13 protein-coding genes are annotated in these 26313 nt (G+C 68.4%); 11 read left to right on the top strand and 2 right to left on the bottom strand.

The features are described 5' to 3' along the window. Position 1 precedes the first annotated feature (1 nt). From KY501_RS07950 to KY501_RS07940, 3 genes are read left to right on the top strand one after another with little or no spacing between them, the layout of a single operon-like run. A complete protein-coding gene (locus tag KY501_RS07950) occupies positions 2-1108 on the top strand; it encodes a cysteine synthase family protein (RefSeq protein WP_224362062.1) in 1107 nt (368 codons plus the stop codon). Then, the gene (locus tag KY501_RS07945; RefSeq protein ID WP_224362061.1) at positions 1105-2370 is read left to right on the top strand and encodes an ATP-grasp domain-containing protein; all 1266 of its coding nucleotides are present in this window, start codon (positions 1105-1107) and stop codon (positions 2368-2370) included. The genes KY501_RS07950 and KY501_RS07945 overlap by 4 nt, the downstream gene beginning before the upstream one ends. Further along, positions 2367-4691, top strand: a complete 2325-nt coding sequence (locus tag KY501_RS07940) for a M20/M25/M40 family metallo-hydrolase (protein ID WP_224362060.1) — start codon at positions 2367-2369, stop codon at positions 4689-4691. The genes KY501_RS07945 and KY501_RS07940 overlap by 4 nt, the downstream gene beginning before the upstream one ends. Before the next feature lie 17 nt (positions 4692-4708). On the opposite strand, the gene KY501_RS07935 is transcribed toward KY501_RS07940, so the two are convergent. Further along, complete coding sequence (locus KY501_RS07935) at positions 4709-5464, bottom strand: thioesterase II family protein (protein WP_224362059.1); 756 nt, start codon at positions 5462-5464, stop codon at positions 4709-4711. Between the two features lie 66 nt (positions 5465-5530). Between KY501_RS07935 and KY501_RS07930 the strand changes: the two genes are divergently transcribed. The 6 genes from KY501_RS07930 to KY501_RS07905 all read left to right on the top strand — a co-directional run bounded on the left by KY501_RS07930 (position 5531) and on the right by KY501_RS07905 (position 13585). Further along, positions 5531-6448 carry an ABC transporter ATP-binding protein gene (locus KY501_RS07930; protein ID WP_224362058.1) on the top strand — a complete coding sequence of 306 codons (918 nt, stop codon included), beginning with the start codon at positions 5531-5533 and terminating at the stop codon, positions 6446-6448. Further along, positions 6441-7514, top strand: coding sequence for an ABC transporter permease (locus KY501_RS07925; protein WP_224362057.1), 1074 nt, complete (start codon positions 6441-6443; stop codon positions 7512-7514). The genes KY501_RS07930 and KY501_RS07925 overlap by 8 nt, the downstream gene beginning before the upstream one ends. 4 nt (positions 7515-7518) lie before the next feature. Further along, positions 7519-8817, top strand: coding sequence for a hypothetical protein (locus KY501_RS07920; RefSeq protein ID WP_224362056.1), 1299 nt, complete (start codon positions 7519-7521; stop codon positions 8815-8817). A 38-nt stretch (positions 8818-8855) separates the two neighbouring features. Further along, complete coding sequence (locus KY501_RS07915; RefSeq protein WP_224362055.1) at positions 8856-11435, top strand: DUF5916 domain-containing protein; 2580 nt, start codon at positions 8856-8858, stop codon at positions 11433-11435. 221 nt (positions 11436-11656) lie between these two features. Then, complete coding sequence (locus tag KY501_RS07910; protein WP_255636019.1) at positions 11657-13006, top strand: AHH domain-containing protein; 1350 nt, start codon at positions 11657-11659, stop codon at positions 13004-13006. 15 nt (positions 13007-13021) lie between these two features. Further along, entirely contained in the window at positions 13022-13585 is a 564-nt protein-coding gene (locus tag KY501_RS07905; RefSeq protein WP_224362053.1) for an imm11 family protein, read from the top strand. 55 nt (positions 13586-13640) lie between these two features. On the opposite strand, the gene KY501_RS07900 is transcribed toward KY501_RS07905, so the two are convergent. Further along, positions 13641-14714, bottom strand: a complete 1074-nt coding sequence (locus tag KY501_RS07900) for a cupin-like domain-containing protein (RefSeq protein WP_224362052.1) — start codon at positions 14712-14714, stop codon at positions 13641-13643. A 239-nt stretch (positions 14715-14953) separates the two neighbouring features. Here KY501_RS07900 and KY501_RS07895 point away from each other — a divergent pair, with 239 nt between their 5' ends. Both KY501_RS07895 and KY501_RS07890 read left to right on the top strand, forming a co-directional pair. Next, positions 14954-23401, top strand: a complete 8448-nt coding sequence (locus tag KY501_RS07895; protein WP_224362051.1) for a non-ribosomal peptide synthetase — start codon at positions 14954-14956, stop codon at positions 23399-23401. Continuing rightward, entirely contained in the window at positions 23398-26301 is a 2904-nt protein-coding gene (locus KY501_RS07890; protein ID WP_224362050.1) for a non-ribosomal peptide synthetase, read from the top strand. Before KY501_RS07895 ends, KY501_RS07890 begins: the two co-directional genes overlap by 4 nt. Positions 26302-26313 lie beyond the last annotated feature (12 nt).

Below are 26313 nucleotides of genomic sequence, written 5' to 3'. Positions count from 1 at the left end.
CATGCTCAAGGTCTCCTCCGTACTCGAGTTGATGAAGAACACCCCGCTGGTCGCCTTGCGCGGCCGCGCCGTCTCCAAGCCCCGCGCGAAGCTCTGGGCCAAGCTCGAAATGCACATGCCCGGGCAGATGAAGGATCGCGTCGCGGTCAGGATGGTGGAGGACGCCGAGGCCAAGGGACTGCTGCGTCCCGGCGGTGTCATCGTGGAGAGCTCCTCGGGCACGATGGCCGAGGGCCTGGCGCGCGTCGGCTGCGTCAAGGGCTACCGCGTGATCATCGTCACCGACCCGCGCATCGACGTGAGCACGGCCGCCAAGCTGCGGGCCCTGGGCGCGGAGGTCCAGGTGGTGGAGACCTATCACCCCACGGGCGGGTGGCAGCAGTCCCGGCTGGCGCGGCTCAAGCAGGTGCTGGAGAACACACCCGGTGCCTACTGGCCCCAGCAGTACGAGAGCCCCAGCAACCCGGGCGCGTATACCGAACAGATGGCGGGCGAGCTGCTCGAGGCGCTCGATGGCAACATCGCCGCGCTGGTGGCCTCGGTGGGCAGCGGCGGTTCGCTGAGCGGCACCAGCGCCGGGCTGAAGAAGAAGCTGCCCCACCTGCGCTCGATCGCCGTGGATGCTGTCGGCTCGGTGCAATTCAACCAGCCCAACATGGCGCGCCTGCAGAGCGGCCACGGCAACAGCATCATCGCGGGCAACATCAACTACCGCGTCATCGACGAGGCGCACTGGCTCTCGGACGGAGAGGTGTTCCAAGGCTGCCGCGAGCTGGCCCGGCGCGAGGGAATCTTCGCCGGCGGTTCTTCAGGGGCCGTCTACATCGTGGCCTCCTGGGTGGCTGAGCAGTTCGGTCCGGACCAGAACGTGGTCTGCCTGCTGCCCGACCGAGGGGATCGCTACGGCGAGACCATCTACTCGGACGAGTACCTGGCCAAGCACAACCTGACGGGACAGGAGGCGGCGGCCGCACCGCAGCGCATCCGCTACGGCGTGGACGTGGCCCAGCGCTGGAGCTACGCCCCGCTGCCGCATGATGGCTCGGTGCCGTACCATTCCCCCGAGGTGTCCCTCAGCTCGGACATCACCCGGGAACTTGGCCTGTGACAGACACGCACCACTTCGTCTTCGTCGAGAGCAACACCACCGGCACCGGCAAGCTGGCGGTGGAGCGACTGCTGGAGCAGCGGCAGCGCGTCACCTTCATCACCCGGCAGCCCGGCAAGTACCCCTTCCTCGGCCGGCTCGCGGGGTCTCCCACCCTGCGCGTACTGGAGGCCGAGACCAATGAGCCGGCGGCGGTCACCACCTGCGTCACCCAGCTCCAGGCGCGCGAGCAGATCGACGCACTGCTGACGTTCTCCACCTTCTATGTACCGCTGGTGGCGTCGCTGGCCGCCCGGCTTCGCCTGCGGTACCTCAACCCTCGGGCAGCGCTCATCTGTCACGAGAAGTACGAGGCGCGGAAGGTGCTACGTGAGGCCGGACTGCCCACGCCGGACTTCTGGCTCGTCACCTCCGAGCAGGAGGCGCTCCAGCTCAGCGAGCAGCTGACATACCCCTGCGTCGTCAAGCCTCCCGCGGAGAGCGGCAGCACCGGAGTCAGGCTGGTGCGGAATCGGGAGGAATTCCTCTCGCACTTCACCGCGCTGTCCTCGCGCCAGGTGAACGAGCGTGGCCAACCCCTGGCCGGCCACGTCCTGGTGGAGAGCCTGCTCAACGGGCCCGAGTTCAGCGTCGAGACGGTCACCCTGTCCAAGAGCGACACCCGGATCATCGGCATCACCCAAAAGTACCTCTCCCCGCCTCCGCACTTCGTGGAGCTGGGGCACGACTTCCCTGCGGACCTGCCCCCCGCGGAGCGCCAGGCGCTCGAACAGTCCGTGGTGGCCGCGCTGGACGCCGTGGGCTTCGACCTGGGGCCCGCCCACACGGAGATCCGCCTCTGTCCCCAGGGCCCGGTGGTCATCGAGATCAACCCACGGCTGGCCGGAGGAATGATCCCCGAGTTGGTGCGGCATGCCACGGGGATTGATCTGCTGTCGGTGCTGCTGGACCAGTTGCTCGGCAAGCCGGTGGACCTGCGTCCCCGACAGCAGGCGATGGCCTCCATCCGCTTCGTGACGTCGGACCGCCGGGGGCGGCTGGCCGCAGTGCGCGGGGTGGAGGAGGCACGACAGGTCGCCAGCGTGCGCGAGCTCAGCGTGGACAAGGGCCCTGGTACCCGCGTGCGCCCGCCGGAGAGTGCCAGCGATCGACTGGGCTACGTCATCGCGAGCGGCGAGGACCGGGCCAGAGTGCTCCGTGAGATCGATCAGGCGCTGGGGCTCATCCAGCTCGAGGTGGACACCGCGGGAACCGGGGAATGAACGCCATGCCCCCCTACCGCATCGCCAGCCTCGGCGCGCTGGCCCTCGTCGCCGTCACGGTCCTGCTCACCCTGCGCTGCGCGGGGGCTCCGGACCCCCTGCCGATCACAGCTCCCGCCGAGGCGTTCTCCGCGCTGCGGGCCCGCCAGCACGTGGAGCGGATCGCCGCGGTCCCTCACCCAGTGGGATCCGACGCCCACCGGGAGGTGCGTGAGTACCTGCTGCGGAGCCTGCGCGAACTCGGAGTGACGCCCGAGGTGCAAACCACCTCCGCGCTCGCACCGGACCTGACGCCGTATTTCATCCCCGGGGCCACCGTCCACAACGTCATCGCACGGCTGGAAGGCGAGAATGCCGACAAGGCGGTCGCCATCGTGGCCCATTACGACTCGGTGCCCACCTCGCCCGGGGCCAGCGACAACGGGGCCGCGGTGGCCGCCATGCTGGAGACCCTGCGCGCCTTGAAGACAGGGCCTCGGCTTCGCAATGACCTCATCTTCCTCTTCACCGATGCAGAGGAGGTAGGACTGGAGGGAGCCCGGGCCTTCGCTCAGAAGCACCCGCTGGCGCAGAAGGTCGCCGTCGTCCTCAACTTCGAGGCTCGCGGCTCGCACGGGCCCTCGCTGCTGTTCCAGTCCAGCACCGGCAACAGTTGGCTCATCGCCCAGGCGGCACGCGCGGGAATCTCCGCCCAGGCCAGCTCCCTGTTCTACGAGGTCTACCGCCGGCTCCCCAACGACACGGACCTCACCGTGTTCCTCGAACAGGGCAAGGCGGGCCTCAACTTCGGCTGGATCGACGGCTTCATGCGCTACCACGCCCGCTTGGACGACGTGGCGAACCTCGATCCGCGCAGCCTGCAGCAGCAGGGTGAGTCGATGCTCTCGCTCGCGCGCCACCTGGGCCAGGTCGAGCTGGGTGCCCCCAGCCCCGATGACAGCATCTACTTCAACCTCGGCTCGCTGCTGGTCCACTACCCGGCTTCATGGTCAGTGCCCCTGGCGCTCCTGTCGCTGATCGCCCTGGCTGCCACCCTTGTCCGGGGGACGAAGCAGGGAAAGCTCCGGTGGGGGCGTGTCTCGCTGGGCCTGGCGGCACTCCTGGCCGTTGGCGTGGTTACGGCGGTGGCCTCGTTCGTGGCGTGGATGGCCGTGGGCGCCATCGACGGAGGGCTGCGAGAGCTGCCGCAGAACGACGCCTATCACAATCACCTCTTCATCGCGGGCCTGGTGGCCTTGACGGTCGCGGTGGTCGCCGCGCTCCAGGGTGCGTTCCTGCGCAAGCTGCTGCGCCCGGGAGAGCTGTTCGCGGGGGCATTGTGCTGCTGGCTCCTGCTGGGGCTGCTCACCTCGCTGCTCGTGAGCGGCATGAGCTACCTGTTCACCTGGCCGGTGCTCAGCGGCACGCTGGGGCTGTGGCTCCTGCTCCGCTCATCCCAGGAGCCCCCCTCCCCTGAAGTGATCCTGGGGCTGGCGGCCACCACCCTCCCTACGCTGTTGCTCTGGGTTCCCCAGGTCATCAACCTCTACGTGGCGCTGACGCTGGGCCTGGCGGGCGGGGTGGCGTTGCTCCTCGCGCTCTGGGTGGGGCTGCTCTTGCCACAGCTCTTCACGGCCCAGCGCCTGGGACGGGCCACCGCGCTGCCCGCGTTGGGGCTGAGCCTGGTGCTGCTGTGCACCGGCGTCTTCCGCGAGCGCTTCGATGCGGCCCACCCTCGCCCCGCCAGCCTCATCTACCTCGTGGACACGGCCCGCTCGGAGGCGCTCTGGGCCTCCAGTGACTTCGCGCCCGACACCTGGACCGCGAAGTTCCTCGGCAGCGCTGCCGACCAGCGCCTGCTGGACACGTACTTCCCCACCTTCTGGCGCAGCGTCCACACTGCCCCCGCGCCCATGACGCCGCTCCAGGCGCCCGAGGTGCGAGTGAGCCGCGACGTCACCTCCGAAGGTACGCGCAAACTCACCCTCCAGGTGGCCTCCCGGCGGCAGGCGCCTCGGCTCCAATTGCTGCTGGCTCCAGGCCTGCCGCTCCAGGGGCTCTCCGTGGCGGGCGAGCAGCTCGGCCCAGCCGCCCTCAAGAAGCTGAAGGAAGACACGGGAGGAGGCGTCATCGAGTACTGGGCCCCGCTCCCTGACGGACTCACTGTCGAACTGGAGGTCCCCGCTGGAACCCCGGTGCGGCTCCAGGTCTCGGATACCCGCTTCGATCTGAAGGAGGCCCCAGGCGATCCCGGCCAGAGCCGCCCAGCGAACACGGAGCCCATCCCCTACGGGTTCGCGCTCACGGACCAGGTGACGGTGGTCGGCACCGTGGACCTGTGATGCCCGCACCGGTCCCCTCACAGCCCCGGCACGACGCCCCGAAGCTTCTGCCAGAGCAGCCGGGTGATCTGCGAAGCGCCCGAGCGAACGAAGAGATGCTGCCCAGGCAGCATGTGCAGCGAGAAGGTCTGCCCGGTCTGCTCGCGCCAGGCGGCCAGCTCCTCTCTCGCCACGGTGGGGTCCGACAGTCCCCCGAAGGCGGCCACCGGACAATCGAGCGGAGCCTCAGGCCCCGGGCTGTACAGCTCGGCCAGCTGAAGGTCCGCCCGCATCAACCGGCCCCAGACCTCCCGGGCCTCCTGCACCTCGAGAATGGCCGCGGCGTCCGCGCCGAGCTGTTGGAGCGCCGCGAGGAACTCGGGCTCCGGCAGCGCATGCAGCATCAACCCCGAACCGCGCAGTTGAGGCGCACGCGCCCCGGACACGAAGAGATAGACGGGCGCGGGTCCTCCCCGCCGCCGCAGGTGCCGGGCGAACTCGAAGGCGATCAGCGCGCCCATGCTGTGGCCAAAGAGCGCGAAGGGCCGCTCCACCAGCAGCGGCATCAGCGCCTCCTCGAGCGCCGCCATGAGCTTGGGGAACGCAACGAGGGAGGGCTCCTCCACCCGCTCCTCACGCCCGGGAAGCTGCACGGCGCACGGCTCCACGGTGGGTGGCAGCAAGCCACTCCAAGAGCGATAGAGCGAAGCCCCACCCCCCGCGTAGGGAAAGCAGAGCAGGCGGACCCGCGCGCTGGCATTGGCACTGAAGAAGGGCAACCAGGGACTGGACATGGGGCACCTGAGAAATAGCGTCTTTCCTGTATTGCCAAAGCAGCAGCTCTTTTCTATCTCCGACCCATGAGCGAAGCCATCCGCGTGCGGGGGCTCGTCAAACGGTTTGGCTCCGAGACAGCTGTCAATGGTTTGGATCTCGAAGTCCGCCGGGGCGAGTGCTTCGGGCTTTTGGGCCCCAACGGCGCAGGGAAGACGACAACACTGGAGATCCTCGAGGGGCTGCAGACGCAGACCGAGGGAGAGGTAGAGGTGCTCGGGCGGAGCTGGGCCCGGCAGGCGAAGGAGATCCGGAGCAAGATCGGCGTGGTGCTGCAGGAGACCCTGCTCTCGGACAAGCTCACCGCGGAAGAAACGATCGAGCTGTTCCGCTCCTTCTACACGCAGGGGCCGAGCACGGAGGAGCTGCTCTCGCTGCTGCGGCTGACGGAGAAGCGCAAGACGTGGGTGATGCGGCTGTCCGGCGGGCAGCGGCAGCGGCTGGCCATCGCCTGCGGGCTGGCGGGAGATCCCGAGCTGCTCTTCCTGGATGAGCCCACCACGGGATTGGATCCCCAGTCCCGCCGCTCGCTCTGGCAGATGATCTCCGCCTTCCGGGACCGGGGCCGAACGGTGATGCTGACCACCCACTACATGGACGAGGCCGAGCAGTTGTGCGACCGGATCGCCGTGGTGGACAAGGGCCGCATCATCGCGGAGGGCTCTCCGGCGCAGCTCATCCAGTCCCTGGGGGGAGGCCACATGGTGGAGGTGGCCACCCACCCTCCGCTGCCCCCCGAGCGCTTCGAGGACATCGCCGGGGTGAGCAGCGCCCGAGTGGCCGGAGAGCGGCTCGCGCTCTCGGTGGCACAACCTCACCTGGCGCTGCCCGCCATCGTGAACCGACTGAACGAACAGAAGATCGAGCTGCGCGAGCTGTCCACGCGCCAGGCCACCCTCGAAGACGTCTTCGTGTCCCTCACGGGGAGACATCTGCGTGACTGAGCCTTCCAGCCCCCAGACGCGCCGTCACGGTGCGCTGTTCATGCTGACCCTCACGCGGCTCAAGGAGTACAGCCGCGAGCCCAGCACCTTCTTCTGGTCCATCATCTTTCCGGTCCTCATCACCCTGGCGCTGGGGAGTGCCTTCAAGCGGCAGGGGCAACCCGAGCTCCACGTCGGGGTGCTCGAGGGCCCTGGGGCGGCGGAGCTCGTCCAGACCCTCGAGAGCCACCCCCTGCTGACAGCACAGGCGTTCCCCGAGGCCGAGGCCCGCCTGCGCCTGCAATCCGGCCGGGTGGCACTGCTGGTGATTCCCCCCACGACACCGGACGGGAAGATCACCTACCGCTTCGATCCCTCACGCCCAGAGGCTCCCGCCGCCCGGGCCTTCGCGGACGACGCGCTCCAGCGGGCGCAGGGACGCACGGACGTCCGCGCGGTGGTCGATGATCAGATCTCCACCCCCGGAGCACGGTACGTGGACTGGCTGATACCGGGGCTGCTGGGCATGAACGTCATGAGCGGCTGCATGTGGGGCATCACCTGGGTGATCGCCCTGGCACGCCACCGCCGGTTGCTCAAGCGCTTCGTGGCCACCCCGATGAACCATGGCGCCTACCTGCTGTCCCTCCTGTTCGCGCGCGTGCTCTTCGTGCTGTGCGTAGATCTGCCGCTGATGCTGGGCTTCGGCCACCTGGTGCTGGGCATGCCCATCCTGGGCTCACTGGCCTCCGTGGTACTGGTCACCGTGCTGGGCATCTTCGCTTTCTCGGGGGTGGCGTTCCTCTGCGGCTCGCGCGTCCGCAGCACCGAAACCGGCGTGGGCGTGATCAACCTGGTGGTGATTCCCATGTTCGCGCTCTCCGGCATCTTCTTCTCCTCGAGCCGCTTCCCAGAGGCCGTCCAGCCGGTGATCCGCGCCCTGCCCCTCACCGCGCTCAACGACTGCCTGCGCGCCGTCATCAATGACGGCGAGTCGCTGAGCGCCATCGCCCCACGCCTGGCTGTCCTGGGCGCGTGGGCCGTCATCTGCTTCCTTCTGTCGCTGCGCCTGTTCCGCTGGACGTGAGACCATGAGCCCACAAGCCCCCTCTCAACCTCCCTACGAACTGTTCGACACCCAGGACATGAGCCCCCACGTGGACGTGGAGGGCCGGCCCCTGGGCGAGCACCGCGCTCCCGAGGCCGTCAAGGCCGGGGTGCCGATGGAGCTCAAGCAGTGCCCCTACTCCGGGAGCCGCTACAAGCACGCCCAGCCGATGAACGTCTCCGCGCTGAAGCAGATGAACCGGCACTGGACGGAGACGCTGAGCGTCATCGACTTCATCCGCGGGCAGTACCAGTCCAGGACGGGCCGAGGCACGTTGTCGCTCCTGGACATGTGGCAGGTGTGCAAGCTCGCCTCCTTCCTGCCCGGCTACCTGCTCTTCCGCGCGCAGGCGCCCATCGCCGAAGGCCAGCTGCCAGTCTCGGTCGCCGCCGCGTACAAGATCATCGTCGGCATCGCCGCTACGGTCGAGCGGCTCGTGATGCAGGAGCTGGTCATGAACGGCTATGGCGAGGGGCCGGTGATGACCCCGGAGGACTTCTTCACCCTGGTGGAGGAGTCCGGGGATCTCGTGGGGCTGGAGCAGGTATGCGCAGGCCCGGCCAACCTCATCCAGGAGGCGCTGCAGGTCGTCATGGTGGGGCCGGTGGGCACGCTGAGGCACGACGAGATCCAGGCGCTCGTACCGGACGTGGACGCCTTCTTCCGGTACACGCGGCTGGGCACGCGGGTGCACCTGACCTCCTTCGCCTTCTCGCTGCGGATGCAGGGCGCACTGAAGGAAGTGTCGGAGCAGCTCGGCCAACCAGGCGCGGAGCCGCTGGCGGGCAAGCTGAGCGAGGCACTCGCGACAGTAGGGGAAGGACGGGCAGCGCTCGCGGCCACCCTGGCCCAGGCCGCCACGGCCCTGGTCGAGCTGCCGCCAGAGGCCCAGACTCAGCTCCTGGACGGCTTCGTGCAGTTGGGGCGGGACCCGGGCGAGTCCCAGCCTCCCGAGCAGCTCGAGGCCCCTTCGCTGCAAGAGCCTGGCAGCCAGCAACTCCAGGCCCAGCTCTCCTCCGCGCTGCGAGCCGCGGGCGCGCAGGAGTCCTCGTCAGAGGGCCTGGTGGCCGCGCTGGCGCAATGCCTGATCCTGGAGCGCGGCGCGCAGAGGGTGTTCTCAGCCCTTCAGCAGCAGTTGGATCACGTGCTCGGGTACCCCTCCTCCACCCATGAGCCGCTGGGCCCTACCGGGTTGGCGCGTTACTTCGGCAGGCTCCCGAGCATGAGCCTCGAAGGAATGTTGCCCCTCGTGAAGGGCTCAGGAGATGCTCCCCCGGCCTGAAAGCCCCACCCTCTGCCTCCTCTGACGGAGCCTCTGCAATGGACCTACGCTGCTTCCGAGCTGCCCTCATTCCCCTGCTGCTGCTGCCCATGGCGGCGTCAGCAGCCGAGGAGCTCCTGCTCGAGGCAAAGCGGACCACGCTCCCCATCCAGGTGGATGGAAAGCTCGACGAGGCCGCCTGGGCCTCCGCGCAGGTGTTCGATCGGTTCGTGCAGACGTTCCCCCAGGAGGGCGCGGCGCCCAGCGAGCGCACCGAGGTGCGCATCCTCCTGGACGACAACAACCTCTATGTCGGCGTCATCGCTCATGACTCCCGGCCGGAGACCATCAACCGCCAGCTCGGGCGCCGAGACCGCCCTCCCCAGTCGGACCTCATCTCGGTCTTCATCGACAGCAGCCACGATCACCGGACCGCCTACGCCTTCTCGGTGAACGCCGGAGGCATCCTCCGGGACGTGCTCTACTTCGAGGACACGAAGTACACCGAGGACTGGGACGCGGTGTGGGACGGCGCGGCGGCGGAGCTGCCACAGGGCTGGTCGGCCGAGCTGAGCATTCCCCTGCACCTGCTGCGCTTCTCGGAGTCGAAGGAGAAGTCGAAGGAGAACACCTGGGGCCTGCATGTGCGGCGGGAGCTGGCTCGCACCCACGAGGTGATTGACTCCGTCCTGATCCCGCGCAACGCCAACGCCTTCGTCTCGCGCTTCGGGCACCTCGGCGGGCTCTCCCAGCTCCCGCAGAACTCCAGCAGGATCGACATCACCCCCTACGTGGCGGCCCGCTTCGGACTGAGCCCCCAGTACTCGGACCCGTCGCGCCCCAAGCCCCGGCTCTCGAGCCCTTCGGCGGATGTCGGCGTCGATCTCCAGGCGGCGCTGACCAGCAGCATGTCGCTCAGCGCGACCGTGAACCCCGACTTCGGCCAGATCGAAGCGGACCAGCTCATCCTCAACCTCAACACCTTCGAGCAGTTCTTCCCCGAGAAGCGCCCCTTCTTCCTCCAGGGGATGGACGTGTTCCAGACGGTGGGCTCCGAGTCCCAGCAGATCTTCTACTCCCGCCGGATCGGACTGGAGACGCCCATCCTGGCGGCGGCGAAACTCACGGGCAATCCGACGCAGGGGATCCAGCTTGGCGTGCTGGATGCGGTGGTGATGGGGGCGGCCAACCCCGCCGCGACGCCTGAAGGTCTGGTCGACGAGGACAACCCGGACCAGCGCATCCGCTTCCATATCCGCAGGCCCCTGCACCTGGGGCCCAACTACCAGTTGCCAGCCCAGCCCGGCGCGACACGCAACTTCCTGGCGGTGGTGCTGCGCGGGCAGCCTGGTCTCACGACCACTGTGGGCGGCACGCTCGCGACCAACACGCCCCTGTCGAGCCTCTGCGGAACGACCCAGCCCGAGGATCCCGAGGCGCAGGATGCGTGCCGGGCCACGGGCGGCAACGCGGCCGCGGTGGACTGGGACGTGCGCAGCGCGGACAGCACCTGGGGGATCCGCGGGCAGCTCTCCGGCTCACACATCGTGGGCGGCCCGCGAGCCGGCACGATCCTCCGGGATGGGACCGTGTTGGAGCCGGGGGACATGGGTGCGGGCCTCTACGTGAACGGTGGAAAGCAGGGCGGCGAGCCCTTCCGCTTCAACGTGAGCTACGAATACGCCTCACCCCGCCTGGAGCTGAACGCCACCGGCTTCCAGCCGAAACAGAACGAGCAGGTGGCGCAGACCGGCGTCCAGTTCGTCCGCCCTTCCGGCTGGGGTCCCCTGCATGACTTCTCCGCCAGCGTGACCGCCACGGGGAGCTGGTCCACGGACGGCCGAGGGATTCAGCTCTACAACGAGCTCACCGCCGGAGCCGCGGCCACCCTGCCGGGCTTCCACACCGCGGAGTGCGAGGTCAGCGCGCTCTTCGGGCGCTCGGATCTCCGGGAGATCTCCCAGACAGGGATTGCCTATGAGCGGCCGCCCTATGGCCGAATCTCCTGCGATGCCACGACGGACCCCAACCGGGCGCTCTCGGTCATGGCGGAGGCGTACATCGGCAAGATCTTCTCCCCCTCTCCGCTGCCCTCCAAGAATGGCGGAGGCGCCTCGGTGACGGTGACGTGGCGCCCGGTGCCGCGCCTGGAGACGCAGCTCATTGGGGAGACCTTGACGAGCGTGGACGGGCCCCGGTGGCTCGGAGAGGAGGATGGGCGGCACTTCTTTGGCCAGCTCAATCCGCGCACCCTCTCACTGACGCTGCGTCAGCTCCTGGTGCTCACTCCCCGGCTGACGCTCCAGGCCTACGCCCAGGTCTTCAGCGCCTATGGCCGCTTCGGCCCCTTCTACGAGGCCTCCGCCGGCCCCAACCGCAGGCTGCTGCTGGCGGACCTGCAACCCACGGAGCTCGACTTCGATCCGAACTTCCACGAGGCCGCCCTCAACCTGAACCTCGTGCTGCGCTGGGAGTACCGGCTCGGTTCGACGCTGTTCTTCGTCTACACGCGCGCCCAGTCGGAACTACCGCCCGAGCTGGGCAGCCCGCGGATGACGCAGCTGTTCCCCCACCAGCTCATGCAGGGGCCCACCACGGACATGTGGCTGATCAAGTGGTCCCACCAGTGGGGCATCTAGCACCAAACTGGGCTCGTGGAGCACCTCCAGGCGAAGCCAGACACGGGCACGTCGGACGCGATCCTCTTGGCGAGAGCAAGGCACTACATCCGAGCAGGATCCAGATCGGATCCGCCTGCCCGCTGAGCCCGTGGGTTCCTACGCGAGCACCACTCGCCATATCCTCCTCTGCCGGGTAACAGTCCCCTAACCTGCTCCCCTTCAACACGAAGGGGTACCCCATGTTCTGGCGGATTCTCTGGAAGGTCGAAGCGCTGTTCCTTGCCTTGATGGTTGGGTGCACTACCGCCCAGCCATTGATCCGGGTGGGCTCGGGAGGAGAGGGAGAAACACTGATCTCCATCTCCCGCGCTGCCACAACGGAGCCGGTGGAGTTGCCACCGGAGCAAGTCACCGAGGCGATCCGGAGACTGGCACGTGAGGTGCGCTTGACGGGCTCACCCCGGGAGACAGTGGAACGGCTGTTTCAACTGGACGCGCTCTATGGGGATTATCTCTACCTGCTGCGAGAGCGAAAGTTGGTCCCGCTGGAGTCGGGCATGCCCCTGGAAGGTGCGTTGACAGAGGGGGAACAGAAGCTCGTCATCTGTTACAAGGCGTGGTGTCGCAGTGCCCAGGGTGTGGAGGGCGATTGCCTGAGCGCGCTCGTGGGGGGCAAGTACCTGGACATGCAAGGCCGGTACATGCTCGCCATGGCCTTGAGCAAGAGCCCTGTTCTAGAAGAATTCCAGAAGGCGCTAGGCGACATGGTGAGCATGCGGGCCGTCCTGCAAGCAGCGGTCGGCACTGTCGTGACGCTGCTCGTCTTGCTCGCATTGCCCGAGCCCGTGACCAAGTTCGTGGCCGCGTGGGCGACAGCGGCGCTCGTGCTGTGGCTCGGCGCGAGCACGCTCTACCACCTCGTGAAAGGCTGGTTCGAGCTGATGGAGGAGATGAAGACCGCCACCACCTTCGAGGAGATCCGCGACGCGGGCGAGAAGTTCGGCCGCTTGTTCTCACGCGAAGCGGCGCAAGCCTTCTCCATGATCGTGATGGCACTGCTCACGCACACGGCGAAAGGGTTCACGGAACAGGTGGCGACACTGCCCGGATCGGCTCAAGTGTCGCTCCATGCAGCGGAGCAGGAAGGAGTCCTGCTGTCCGAGGTGGGCGCGGTGGAATCGGTGGCCGTGACGGAGGACGGCTTCAGCATGGCGCTGGCCCCCGGCGCGGTAGCGATGGCGGCGAGCGGCGGACGCCGCAATCGCACCGAGAGGCATCACATCGGAACCAGGGCGAACAAGATCTCGACGTTGCGCGGTGGCCCGTGGACTCAACGGTTGGAGCGGCTCTTTGCCAGGGCAGGAATGCGCCTGACGGACGAAGAAAACGTCGTGCCCGTCGAGGGGCACAAGGGGCCGCACCCGCAGCGCTACCATGAAATCGTCTACAGGCGCGTGGACAGGGCGCTTGGAGACTGCAGCAGCATCGCGGAATGCCGGGCGAGGCTACTGCCCGCGCTGGATGAACTCGCCAGACTGATCTCTACCCCTGGCACGGAACTCAACCGCCTCGTCACGCTAGGAAAATGACGCTAGAAGATCCTCATGGCTCAGCGCTTTTTTGATCTTGCTGATGATGTCTATATCCCACACCGCTGGCACCTAGATACGCCTATCGTCGGCTCGGGCCAGAGGGTGCACGACTGGGATTTCAAGCGAGGAACACCCGTGCACGTGGAAGGAAGGTTGAGGATCCCCGTCGAGATTGCGGGCAGGCCGCTCGACTTCACCGAGGCGGGAATCAGGATCCCCGTCGTCCACGTCAAGGTTGCCTCCATGCTGGCAGAGCGTGCCCCCAGCGACGTGCAGCTGATCCCCGCAGACATCGAAGGCCAACCAGATCAGTACCTCGTCCTCGTGGTCACGCGCCTCATCCGCTGCATCGACGAAGAGGCGTCCGAAGTGAGTTTCTGGAAGCCAGAGCATGGAGTGCCCGAGAAAGTCGGGCAATACATGGGCGTCGATCGCTTGCGCATCGACAAAGCGAAGGTGGGGAACGCCAAGGTGTTCCGTCCTGACGGGTGGGAGGTCGCCCTGATCATCTCCGACGAGATCAAGGCCGCTTTGGAGCAGATGGGCACCACGGGCACGAGATTCGAGGAGGTGTAGCGACCCCCACCAGAAGCTGCGAGCCTCGTGGTGCCAACTGCGGCAAGCGAGGACCTCAGGCGGCGCGCCGCTCGCCCGAGTAGAGCTGGCCCGCCAGGATGTCCACGTTGCGGATGGCATCCTTGATCTCGCGGAGGAAGGGCCGCGCCAGATCGCCCTGGAAGTAGTCCTTGCAGAACCAGGAGTAGATGCGCTCGTACGTGTCCTGCATGTACTTGCCCTTCTCGGAGGGGTTGTCGAAGGGCTTGTCGAACGCGGCCTCCAGCTCGGCATAGGCCTTCAGGTGCTCCGCTCCGATGGCCCGCTCGTTGATGAATTTGAAGACGATCCCCTGCAGGTGGTAGTCGATGTGGAGGTTCTCGGACATGAAGCGCACGTACTTGTTGCGCCGGAAGCGCATGGTGAGCGCCATGCTGGTGTCCAGGTACTCGAAGTAGTGCCACATCATCGCGGGCATGAAGAGCGTCTCACCCGTGCGGACGACGGCCTGGTATCCGTTCACGTAGCGAACGAAGGCGTCATTGTCCTCGCCCTTGAGGCCCTCGGGGCTCGACGCGCTGTTGTTGCGCAGCGGCAGGAGCTTCCGGGACTCGGATGGCGACACGAGGACGACGCGCTTGGCGCCCCAGAGCTGGTACTGGAAGATGTTCTTGTAGTCGGCGTCGTAGTGCAGGTGGGTGTAGTTGCCTACGTTGCCCAGCCAGAGCATGGAGGTGTACTCGTCCAGCTCGCCCGCGTCAGGCTTGCAGTAATCGGGAATGGAGTAGCTGGCCTCCACCTTGTCGATCATCGACCGGGGAACCTCGGCACACACCAGCCGGGTGTTCGGATCCTTCTCCACCATCGCCAGATAGCCGTTGACCGTGCTCTTCTCCTTGCCGATGTCCACGAAGGAGAAGTCGCTGGTCAGCAGCCCTCGGAGCATGCGGACGAAATACTCCTCGTGCCCCTCCTGGACGATGACGGGCATCTCCCCCAGCTGCTTGCGTGCAACCTCGAGACTGGAGATCTGCGAGATGGGCTGCCCCTCGAACAGGTCCGTGATGATCACCGGCTTCTGCTTCAAGAGGTACTCGTTGATGAAGACCTCGCGGGAGGGGGACTTGATCCGTTCGATGTTCTCGTACATCTAGTTCTCCTGTCAGGGGACCTTGTACACTTGTTCGAATCACGTGCTGGATGGCGCCTGAGCCCGTCGCTCGCCCTGCGGGCCGCCACCACGCGATGTCCTGCTGGGATCACTGAGGGTAAACCCGTAAACCTCGTGATAGCAGTATTCATCAACTTCCCAGAAATATCTACCTTCCCATAAAATGTTGCTAAAGTCTCTGGGCCGACTTTCCGCCAGAGCCTCTGGAGCAACCAAGCATGTTGCCGTCGTTAGACAGCCTGATTGCCTTGTTGCGTCTCCGCTCCCAGGAAGAACCCGAGTCCCGGGGCTACACCTTCCTGGTCGATGGAGAAGAGGAAGAGGCGCACCTGAGCTACGGGGAGCTGGATCGGCAGGCGCGTGCCATCGGGGCGCTGCTGCAGGCTCAGGGCGCGCGTGGGGAGCGGGCGCTGCTGCTGTTTCCCCCGGGCAACGAGTACCTGGCCGCCTTCTTCGGCTGCCTCTATGCGGGCGCGGTGGCGGTGCCCGCCTACCCGCCTGATCCCTCGCGGCTCAACCGCAGCCTGCCCCGTCTGGAGGCCATGGTGCGCGACGCGGGCGCCCGCTTCGTCCTCACCACGGGGATGATCCACTCGATGGCCGAGATGCTCTTCGAGCAGGCGCCCGAGCTGGGAGCGCTCAAGTGGCTGGCCACGGACGCGCCGGAGGCGGGGCTGGAGGATCAGTGGAAGGAGCCGGAGGTTCGCGCCGACACGCTCGCCTTCCTGCAGTACACCTCGGGGTCCACGGGCAGCCCCAAGGGCGTGATGCTCACGCACGGCAACCTGCTGGCCAACTCGGCGCTCATCCACTCGGCGTTCGGCCACTCGCGCGAGAGCCGGGGCGTCATCTGGCTGCCGCCGTACCATGACATGGGCCTCATCGGCGGGCTGCTGCAGCCGCTGTACGGCGCGTTCCCCGTGGTGCTGCTGTCGCCCATCGCCTTCCTGCAGCGCCCCTTCCGCTGGTTGAAGGCCGTGTCGCGCTATGGGGCGACGACGAGCGGCGGGCCGAACTTCGCCTACGATCTCTGCGTCCGAAAGAGCTCGCCGGAGGAACGCGAGACGCTGGATCTGCGCCGCTGGAAGGTGGCCTTCAACGGCGCGGAGCCCATCCGGCCGGAGACGCTGGAGCGGTTCCATCAGACCTTCGCCCCCTGTGGCTTCCGCAAAGAGGCGTTCTACTCCTGTTATGGGCTGGCCGAGTCGACGCTGATCGTCACGGGGCACACCCTGGGGACCGCGCCGGTGACGGACGGGGCGAACCTGGTGAGCTCGGGGCGTGCGCTGTCCGGGAACACGGTGCGGCTGGTGGATCCCCAGACGCGCCGCGAGTGCGCGCCCGGGCAAGAGGGAGAGATCTGGGTCAGCGGGCCCAGTACGGGCCAGGGCTACTGGCAGCGGCCGGAGGAGACCGAGCGCGTCTTCCGAGCCACGCTGGAGGGCTCCAGCGAGGGGCCCTTCCTGCGCACCGGAGATCTGGGCGTGCTGCGGGACGGAGAGCTGTTCGTCACTGGCCGCATCAAGGATCTGATCATCCTGCGCGGGCGCAACATCTACCCGCAGGACATCGAGGCTTCCGTCATCAAGAGCCATCCGGCGATGCGCCCGGGTTGCACCGCCGCCTTCGCGATCGACGCTGAGGGCCAGGAGCAGTTGGTGGTGGTCCAGGAGGTGGACTCGCGCCAGGCGGGCACGGATCTGGAGGCGCTCGTGGGCGGCGTGCGCCAGGTGGTCGCCGAAGAGCACGACGTGCAGGTCCACACCGTGGTGCTCATCAAGAGCGGGAGCATCCCCAAGACGTCGAGCGGGAAGATCCAGCGCCAGGCCACCAAGGCCGCCTTCCTGGAGAAGGAGCTGGAGGTGCTCAGCGAGAGCGCGCTGCCCGCGGCCCCGGTCATCCCGGAGGCTCCACCGCCAGCGCTGAGCGTGGCGCGGCTGCAAGCCACCTCGGAGCAACAGCGGCAGATCCTGCTGGAGGAGCACCTGATCGGCGCGGTGGCCGCGAAGCTCCGCGTCGCCCCCGCGTCCATCGATCCCGAGCAGCCGATCATCCGCCTCGGCCTGGATTCGCTGGCGGTGGTGGAGCTCAAGAGCGACGTGGACGGCTGGCTGGATGCCGACTTCCCGCTGGCGCGGCTGCTCGACACGATCAGCCTGCGGGCACTGGCCGGGGAGCTGCTGGGGTGGATGGGGAGCCGGCCACCCGCTCTCGTACCCGCCGGGAAGCAAGAGGGAGCCCAGCCCGTCTCCGAGGGCCAGAAGGCGCTCTGGCTCATGCACCAACTGGCGCCGCGCAGCGCCGCCTACAACCTGGCCTTTGCCGTGCGCCTGCGCTCGGGGGTGGACGTGCCCACCCTGCGCGAGGCCCTGCGGCTGCTGGTGGAGCGCCATCCCAGCCTGCGCACCACGTTCCGCTCCAAGGGCGAACAGCTGCTCCAGCAGGTGCACCCGGCGGGTGCAGTGGAGCTCACCCTCGTGGACGCCACCGCGGAGGACGCCTCGGCGCTGAAGCGTCGGCTCGGCGAGGATGCCGCGCGCCCGTTCGATCTGGAGCGCGGCCCGCTGCTGCGCGCCACCCTGTACGCGCGCCCCCAGGCGGAGCAGGTGCTCCTGCTCGCGGCGCACCACATCGCCATCGATCTCTGGTCCATGGCGGTGCTCGCGGAGGAGCTGCACCGGCTCTACCCGGCGCTCCTCGCTGGCAAGGGCACCGAGGTGCTGCCTCCTGCCACGTCGATCCAGTACACCGACTTCGCGCGGTGGCAGCACCAGTACCTCTCCGGCGCCAACGGCGATCGGCTGTGGCGCTACTGGCAGCAGCGGCTCGGAGAGGAACTGCCGGCCCTCGATCTTCCCACTGACTGGCCCCGTCCCCCGCTGCAAACGTTCCGGGGCGCGGCGGTGGAGTTCCGGCTGGATCGCACCACCACCCGGAGGCTGCGATCGCTGTCGCGCGAGAGCGGAGCCACGCTCTTTGCCACGCTCCTGGCTGCCTACCAGGTGCTTCTTTGTCGACACACCGGCCAGCAGCACATCGTCGTGGGCTCGCCCACCGCAGGCCGCACCCACCCAGGGCTGGAGGGGCTCGTCGGCTACTTCGTGAACCCCGTAGTCCTCACGGGCGACGTGTCCGGGGCGCCCAGCTTCCGCGACTTCCTGGCCCAGGTGCGCAAGACGATCCTGGACGCCCTGGAGCACCAGGCCCTGCCCTTCCCCCTGCTGGCCGATCGGCTGCGGTATGCCCGTGACACCAGCCGCTCGCCGATCTTCCAGACGATGTTCGCCTGGGAGCAGCCGCATCGCAGCCCGGAGATCACCCCGCTGGTGCTGGGCCTGGAGGGAGTCCCGGTGAAGTGGGCCGGGCTCGAAGCGGAGAGCCTGCGGGTGGAGATGAACACCAGCCCGTTCGAACTCTCGCTGCAGATGGCCGAGGTCGATGGGGAGCTCGCCGGTTCGCTCCGCTATGCCAGCGATCTCTTCGACGCCAGCTCCATGGCCCGGCTGGTGGCTCGCTTCCAGCGGCTGATCGAGGCGATCCTGGCGAATCCGGGGCAGCGCGTATCGGAACTGGCGCTGCTGCCCGAGACGGAGCGTCAGCACCTGCTCGCGCTGGGAGGTGGGCGGAGCAACGCGGCCGCGGACGGTTGCGTGCACCGTCGCTTCGAGTCACACGCGGCACGCGCTCCCGAGGCGCTCGCGGTTTCGGGCGCCGGGCACGAGCTGACCTACGCGGAGCTGGACCGACGGTCCAACCAGCTCGCCCACCTGCTGCGCCGCATGGGCGTGGGGCCCGAGGTGCCGGTGGGGATCTTGCTGCGGCGCTCTCCGGAGATGATCGCGGCGTGGCTCGCCACCCTGAAGGCCGGCGGCATCGCCGTGCCGCTGGATCCGGCCTCCCCGCGCGAGCGCCTCGCCTGGGTGATCGACGACGCGCGGCCTCCGGTCATTGTCACGGATGAGCAGCTCCGCTCCCGTCTGCCTCCGTCCGCCCAGGTCATCACCCTGAACGAGGGGTGGGACTCGCTCGCGGGACAGCCCGCGACGGCGCCCGAGGCCCCGGTCTCACCTTCCCAGCTGGCGTACGCCATCTATACGTCCGGCTCCACGGGGCAACCCAAGGGCGTCCAGGTCTCTCACGAGAGCCTGGCCAACATGATCGCCTGGCACCAGCGGGAGTATGCAGTGACGCCTGCGGATCGGGTGTCCCACGTGGCCAGCCCCATCTTCGACGCTTCGATCATGGAGATTTGGTCGGCGCTCGCCACGGGGGCGAGCCTTCACCTGCCGGACGAGGATGACCGCACCTCGCCCGAGCGGATCATCTCCTGGCTGGCCCGCGAGCGCATCACCATCGCCTACCTGCCGACGCCCATGGTCGAGACTGTCCTGGGGCTCGGCTGGCCGGATCAGTTGGCACTACGCGAACTCATCACCGGCGGGGATGAGCTCCACGGGCGTCCGCGCCCCAACCAGCGCTTCCGCCTCACCAACATCTATGGTCCCACCGAGGCGACGATCGGCACCACCTGCGCCACGGTCCTGCCCGGTGGCACCGAGGGCGTGCCGCCGCCCATTGGACGCCCGCTGGATGCCTTCCAGCTCTACGTGCTCGACGCGCAACTGCGACTCCAACCGGCGGGTGTTCCCGGTGAGCTCTTCATCGGCGGCAAGGGGCTGGCGCGCGGCTACCTGAACCGGCCCGAGCTGACGGCCGAGCGGTTCATCCCCGATCCGTTCTCGACCGAGCCTGGGGCGCGGCTCTACCGCACGGGAGACCTCGTGCGGTACCTGCTGGATGGCAACCTCCAGTTCCTCGGGCGCATCGACCATCAGGTCAAGCTGCGGGGCGTTCGCATCGAGCTGGGCGAGATCGAAGCTGTCCTCCGGCACCACCCCAGCGTGCGTCAGTGCGTGGCCGTGGTGCGGGGCGAGACGTCCCTGGACAAGGTCCTCGTGGCCTACGTGGTGCTTCACTCGGGGCAGAGCGCGGAGCCGGACGCGCTGCGCGAGTACCTGCGCCAGCGGCTGCCCGAGGCGATGATCCCCTCCGCGTTCGTGTTCTTGCCTGAGCTGCCGCTGACGCCCAACGGCAAGGTGGACCGCCGAGCGCTGCCGGCCCCCGCGGTGACTCGCGCCAACCTGCGCGAGGCCTTCGTCGCGCCACGCACGCCCACCGAGGAGGCCATGGCGCGCCTGTGGACGGAGCTGCTGCGCGTCGAGAGCATCGGCATCCACGACAACTGGTTCGAGCTGGGCGGCAACTCGCTCGTGGCGACGCAGCTGCTCTCGCGCCTGCGCCAGTCATTCGGGGTCGAGCTGCCGCTGCGCCGCGTGTTCGAGGCACCGACGATCGCGGGCCTGACCACGTCCATCGAGGCCGAGCGCGGCGCCTCCTCGCCGCTCGCTCCGGCGCTCCGGAGGGCCGAGCGCCCCGCGCACCTGCCACTGTCGTTCGCCCAGGAGCGCCTGTGGTTCCTGGAGCAGTTGGAGCCGGGGACCGGACGCTACAACCTGCCCGCCGCAGTCAGCCTGCGCGGCGAGCTGGACACCTGTGCGCTCGAATGGAGCCTGAGTGAGATAGTGCGCCGCCATGAGGCACTGCGGACCACGTTCCCCCTCCACGACGGGCACCCGGTGCAGGCCATCACCGCCCCGAGCGCGGTGGAGCTGCCCTTCCTCGACCTGCGCTCGATGCCCGCGCTGGAGCGGGAGGCCGAGGTCCGCGCGCTCATCACCCGGGAGGCCCAGGCCCCGTTCTCGCTGGCCACGGGCCCCCTGCTGCGCGCCAGGCTGCTGCGGCTGGGCGCGCAGGAGCACATCCTGCTGCTGACGCTGCACCACATCATCGCGGACGGCTGGTCCGTCGGGGTGCTCGTCCGCGAGCTGACCGCGCTGTACGCCGCCAGGACTTCGGCCACGGCGCCTTCCCTCCCGGAGCCGCCGATCCAGTACGCGGACTTCACTCTCTGGCAGCGGGAGTGGCTCCAAGGCGAGGCGCTCCAGACACAGCTCTCCTTCTGGAAGGAGCGGCTCGCGGGGGCTCCGGCCGCGCTGGAGTTGGCAACCGATCGGCCGCGCCCGGCGGTACAGGGTTTCGCAGGCGGGCGGCATGCCGTGCGGATCCCCGCCGAGCTCGCGCGCGCGGTGGTGGAGCTCGGGCGCCGCGAGGGGTGCACGCCCTTCATGACGCTGCTGGCGGCGTTCCAGGTGCTCCTGTCCCGCTACTCGCATCAGGAGGATCTCGTCATCGGCTGTCCGCTGGCCAACCGGAACCGCATGGAGACCGAGGGGCTGATCGGCTTCTTCGTCAATGTGCTGCCCTTCCGGGCGGACCTCTCCGGCAACCCGCGCGTCCGGGAGCTGCTGTCGCGCGTCCGCGAGATGACGACCGCGGCGCACGCCCACCAGGACGTGCCCTTCGAGAAGCTGGTCGAGGCGCTGGAGCTCGAACGAGATCTGAGCCGCACGCCGCTGTTCCAGGTCGCCTTCTCCCTGCAGGAGGCCCCGCTGCCTCCCAGGGCGTTGCCCGGACTCGAAACCCGGCTGCTCGAGCCGGAGGCCCAGACCGCGAAGTTCGATCTGACGCTCGTGCTGGAGGGCGGCGAGGAGGGGCTGAGCGCGGCCTTCGAGTACCGCTCGGATCTCTTCGAGGCCTCGACGATCCAGCGGATGGCGGGGCACTTCCTGACGCTGCTGACGGGCCTGGCCACACAGCCGGATGCACGGCTGAGCGAGCTGCCCCTGTTGAGCCGCGCGGAGCGGCAACAACTGCTGGCCGACTGGAACCAGACGGCGGTGGCCACCCCGGCCGAATGTGTCCACACGCTCTTCGAGGAGTGGGCCGCCCGATCTCCGGGAGCGTTGGCGGTGGAGGCCGAGGGCCAGCGCCTCACCTACTCCGAGCTGAACCGGCGTGCGAACCGGCTGGCTCACCGCCTGCGCGCCCTGGGCGTGGGGCCGGACGTGCCCGTGGCGCTGTGCATCGAACGCTCTCCCGCGCTGGTGGAGGCGGCCCTGGGAGTCCTCAAGGCGGGCGGCGCCTACCTGCCACTCGATCCCACCGCGCCCCCGGAGCGGACCCTGTTCGCGCTCGAGGATGCCCGCGCGCCAGTGCTCCTCGCCTCGCGCGCCACCGCTCCGACCGCACCCGCGAGCTGCCGGGTGCTCCTGGCCGAGGAGTCCTGGCAGGCCGGGCAGGAGCCCGAGAGCAACCCCGGGCTCAACGTGGGGCCTCGCAACCTCGCCTATGTCATCTACACCTCGGGCTCCACTGGCCAGCCCAAGGGCGTGGAGATCGAGCACGCGGGCCTGTCGAACCTTGTGACCTGGCACCAGCGCGCCTACCGCGTCGAACCGTCGGATCGGATGACCCAGGTGGCGGGTCCCGCCTTCGACGCCTCCGTCTGGGAGACCTGGCCCTGCCTCGCCTCGGGAGCCAGCCTCCACATCGTCGGAGACGCGCTGCGCGCCGATCCGGCGAAGCTGGTGACATGGATGGCCGCCCAGCGCATCACCCAGAGCTTCCTGCCGACCCCCCTGGCCGAGCAGGTGCTGCCCCTGTCCTGGCCTGAAGGCACGACGCTCCGGGTGCTCTTGACGGGTGGAGATCAGCTCCATCGAGGGGCTCCGGCGGGAGTGCCATTCCGGCTCATCAACCACTACGGGCCCACGGAGAGCTCGGTGGTCGCCACCTGCTCGGAGGTCCGCCCCGGCGTGGACAGCGCTCCGCCCATTGGCCGGCCCATCTCCAACACCCAGGTGTTCATCCTGGACGCGCGAATGCAGCCGGTCCCTGTCGGTGTCCCCGGTGAGCTCTTCATCGGCGGCAAGGGACTGGCGCGCGGCTACCTGAACCGGCCCGAGCTGACCGCGGAGCGGTTCGTGGCGCACCCGTTCGACGCGACGCCCGGCGCCCGCCTCTACCGCACGGGAGATCGGGTCCGCTACCTGCCCGACGGCCAGATCGAGTTCCTGGGCCGAAGCGATGATCAGGTCAAGGTGCGCGGCTTCCGCATCGAGTTGGGAGAGCTGGAGTCCCTCGCGGTAACGCTCCCCGGAGTCCGTCAGGCCGCCGCCTGTGTTCGGGAGGATCGGCCCGGGCTCAAGCGCCTCGTCCTCTATGCGGCGGTGGAGGCAGGACGGGACTGCGAGCAGGAGCTGAGGGCGCTGCTGCGCAAGCACCTGCCGGAGTACATGGTGCCCTCGGCCATCGTCCTTCTGGAAGCCCTGCCCCTCACCCCCAACGGGAAGGTGGACCGCCGGGCGCTCCCCGAGCCCCAGTCCACTGGCTCGGGCGAGGTAGCCCCCCCGCGCACGCCCGCGGAGCGGACGCTCGTGGAGATCTGGGCCTCGGTGCTGGGCACCGAATCCATCGGCATCCACGACGACTTCTTCGAGCTGGGAGGCAACTCTCTGCTCGCCACCCAGCTCATCTCGCGCGTGCGCGAGACGTTCAAAGTAGAGATCCCACTGCGCAGCGCCTTCGAGGCCCGCACAGTGGCCACCCTGGCCGAGGCCATCGAGCGCCAGGCGGAGTTCCAGGAAGAGCCCACGATGACGGCGCGCAAGTCAGAGCCAGAAGCGATGGTGCAGGTCGATCAGCTCTCAGAGGCGGAGTTGGACTCGCTGCTCGCCGAGCTCGAGAGCGAAGAGGCAAAGCCATGAGTGACTCCAAGCCCCCCATGACGCTGGAGGAGAAGCGCGAACGCGCCAAGGCGCTGCTGGCCCAACGGGCAGCCAAGCCTCGGATGTCGCCGCTGTCCTTCGCCCAGCAGCGCCTGTGGTTCCTCGAGCAGCTCGAGCCAGGAGGGCATCACTACAACATTCCCTTCGCCGTCCGGCTCGAGGGGACGCTGAATCAGCCTGCCCTGGAGCGCAGCTTCCGGGAGATCGTCCAGCGCCACGAGTCCCTGCGGACCATCTTCCAGACGAAGGACGGCGAGGCGGTGCAGGTGGTGGGCCCCGCGCCGGAGCTGAGCCTGCCGCAGGAGGATCTCACATCCCTGTCCGGCGACGCTCGGGACACCGAGGTGCGTCGCCTGGCCATCGAGGAGGCCAACACCCCCTTTGATCTCGGGCGGGGCCCGCTGCTGCGCCAGAAGCTGCTGAAGCTCTCGGGCACCGAGCATGTCCTGCTGCTGACGATGCACCACATCGTCTCCGATGGCTGGTCCATCGCCGTCTTCCTCCGGGAGCTGACGGCGCTCTACGGCGCCTTCGTCACGGGCCAGCCCTCGCCGCTGCCTCCCCTGCCCCTCCAGTACACGGACTTCGTCACCTGGCAGCGGCAGTGGCTCCAAGGAGAAGTGCTGGAGAAGCAACTCGCGTACTGGCGGCAGCACCTGGCCGGAGCCCCCACTTCGCTGGATCTGCTCACCGACCGGCCCCGCCCACCCTCACAGACGTTCAACGGAACCCAGCTCCCGCTGGAGATCCCCCGGCACGTGGCGCAGGCGCTCCGGGCCCTGAGCCACCGCGAGGGTGCCACCCTCTTCATGACGTTGCTGGCGGCGTACCAGACGCTGCTGCACCGCTACTCCCACCAGGACGACATCGTCGTCGGCACCCCCATCGCCAACCGCAACCGCGCGCAGATCGAGGGGCTGATTGGCTTCTTCGTCAACACGCTGCCGCTGCGCACGCGCCTGGACGGCGATCCGCGCTTCACCGAGCTGCTGGCCCGCGCCCGCGAGACGGCGCTCGGCGCCTACGCGCATCAGGATGTGCCCTTCGAGAAGCTGGTGATGGATCTGCAGGTGAAGCGGGATCTGAGCCGCTCGCCGCTCTTCCAGGTCATGTTCGTCCTCCAGAACACCCCCATGCAGCCGCTGGCGCTGCCGGGGCTCACCCTGACGAACCTGGACTTCGACAGCGACAGCGCGAAGTTCGACCTCACGCTCACCCTGGTGGAGGACGGGGAGCGGCTCACGGGCTGGCTGGAGTACAACTCGGATCTGTTCGACGCGGCCACCGCCGCCCGGATGGTGAAGAACCTGGGGACACTGCTGGAGGGCATCGCGGCCGATCCCTCCCGGCGGTTGTCGGAGCTGCCGCTGCTCGCCGAGGACGAGCGGCGCCAGGTGCTCGTGGACTGGAACCGCACCCAGGTCTCCCTGCCCGAGCGCTGTCTCCACCAGCTCTTCGAGGAGCAAGCCCTCAAAACCCCCGAGGCGATCGCGATTGCCTCCGCGAGCGAGTCCCTCACCTACGGAGAGGTGGAGCACCGGGCCAACCACCTGGCCCACCAACTCCTCGACCTGGGGCTGGCCCCCGAGGAGCGCGTGGGGATCTGCCTGCCACGCTCGCCCGAAGTGCTCGTGGCGATGCTGGGAGTGCTCAAGGCGGGCGGGGCCTTCGTCCCGCTCGACGCGGGGGCTCCCGCGCAGCGCCAGTCCCTGCTGCTGTCCGAGTGCCGTGTCCGGTTCCTGCTGACCGAGGGAGAGCTCGCGGACGTGGCGCCCCTTCCCCCGGAGCGGATCCTGCGCCCCAGCTCGTGGCGCCGGGAGGGGCCAGCACCGCAGGCGCCCTCTGTCCACGTGAACCCGGACCAGCTCGCCTATGTCGCCTATACGTCGGGCTCCACCGGCGTGCCCAAGGGCGTGATGATCAGCCACCGGGGCATCACCAACCGGCTCCAATGGGAGCAGCTCGCGTTGCCCCTCACCGCGGAGGACCGCGTCCTCCAGGTGGCCGCGTACAGCTTCGACGCGGCGGTATGGGAACTGTTCCGGGCGCTCCACGCGGGAGGGCGGGCGATCCTGATCCGCGAGGGTACCAACCAGGACAGCCATCAACTGGTGGGGCTCATGGCCGAGCAGGGCGTGACGGTGGCGTGCTTTGTGCCCTCCGTGCTCCGCGTCCTGCTGGAGGAGGAGCGGCTGTCCGCTTGCCGCGCGCTCCGGCTCCTCATCTGCGCGGGCGAGGCGCTCAGCTCCGAGCTCCAGGATCGAATCCTCTCGCGCCTGCCTGAGGTGAGACTGTTCAACTTCTACGGGCAGACCGAGGTCTCCATCGACGCGGCGTACCAGCCCTGCCTGCCGGGCAGCTCGCGCAAGATGGTTCCTCTGGGCACGCCCGTGGGGAACATGCGGCTGTACCTGCTCGACAGGCACCTACGGCCAGTGCCCGTGGGGACACCCGGCGAAGTCTTCATGGGTGGCGTGGGCCTGGCGCGCGGCTACCTCCACCGCCCGGAGCTCACCGCCGAGCGGTTCGTGCCGGATCCCTTAGGGGCACCGGGCTCGCGCCTCTTCCGCACCGGAGATCTGGCCCGCCACCTGCCGGACGGCAGCCTGGAGTTCCTGGGCCGGACGGACCACCAGGTGAAGATCCGCGGCGTCCGAGTCGAGCTCGGAGAGATCGAGGCCTCGCTGCGGCAGCACCCCTCCATCCAGGACGTCGTCGTGCTCGCTCGAGAGTCCCAGCCCCGGGAAGGCGCGGAGCCGCTGGCCTCCGAGTCCCTGTCCTCGACGAGCCTCACAGCCCTGGCCACCGCCGTGGGGAGTCAGGCGCTCCTGGAGCGCCTCCTCGCGGAGATCGAACAACACCGACGCGTCGCTTCCTGACCCTTCCTCTCA

The organism is Hyalangium versicolor (assembly GCF_020103695.1).
Taxonomy (GTDB): domain Bacteria; phylum Myxococcota; class Myxococcia; order Myxococcales; family Myxococcaceae; genus Hyalangium; species Hyalangium versicolor.
This window is presented reverse-complemented; position numbering and strand designations above follow the sequence as displayed.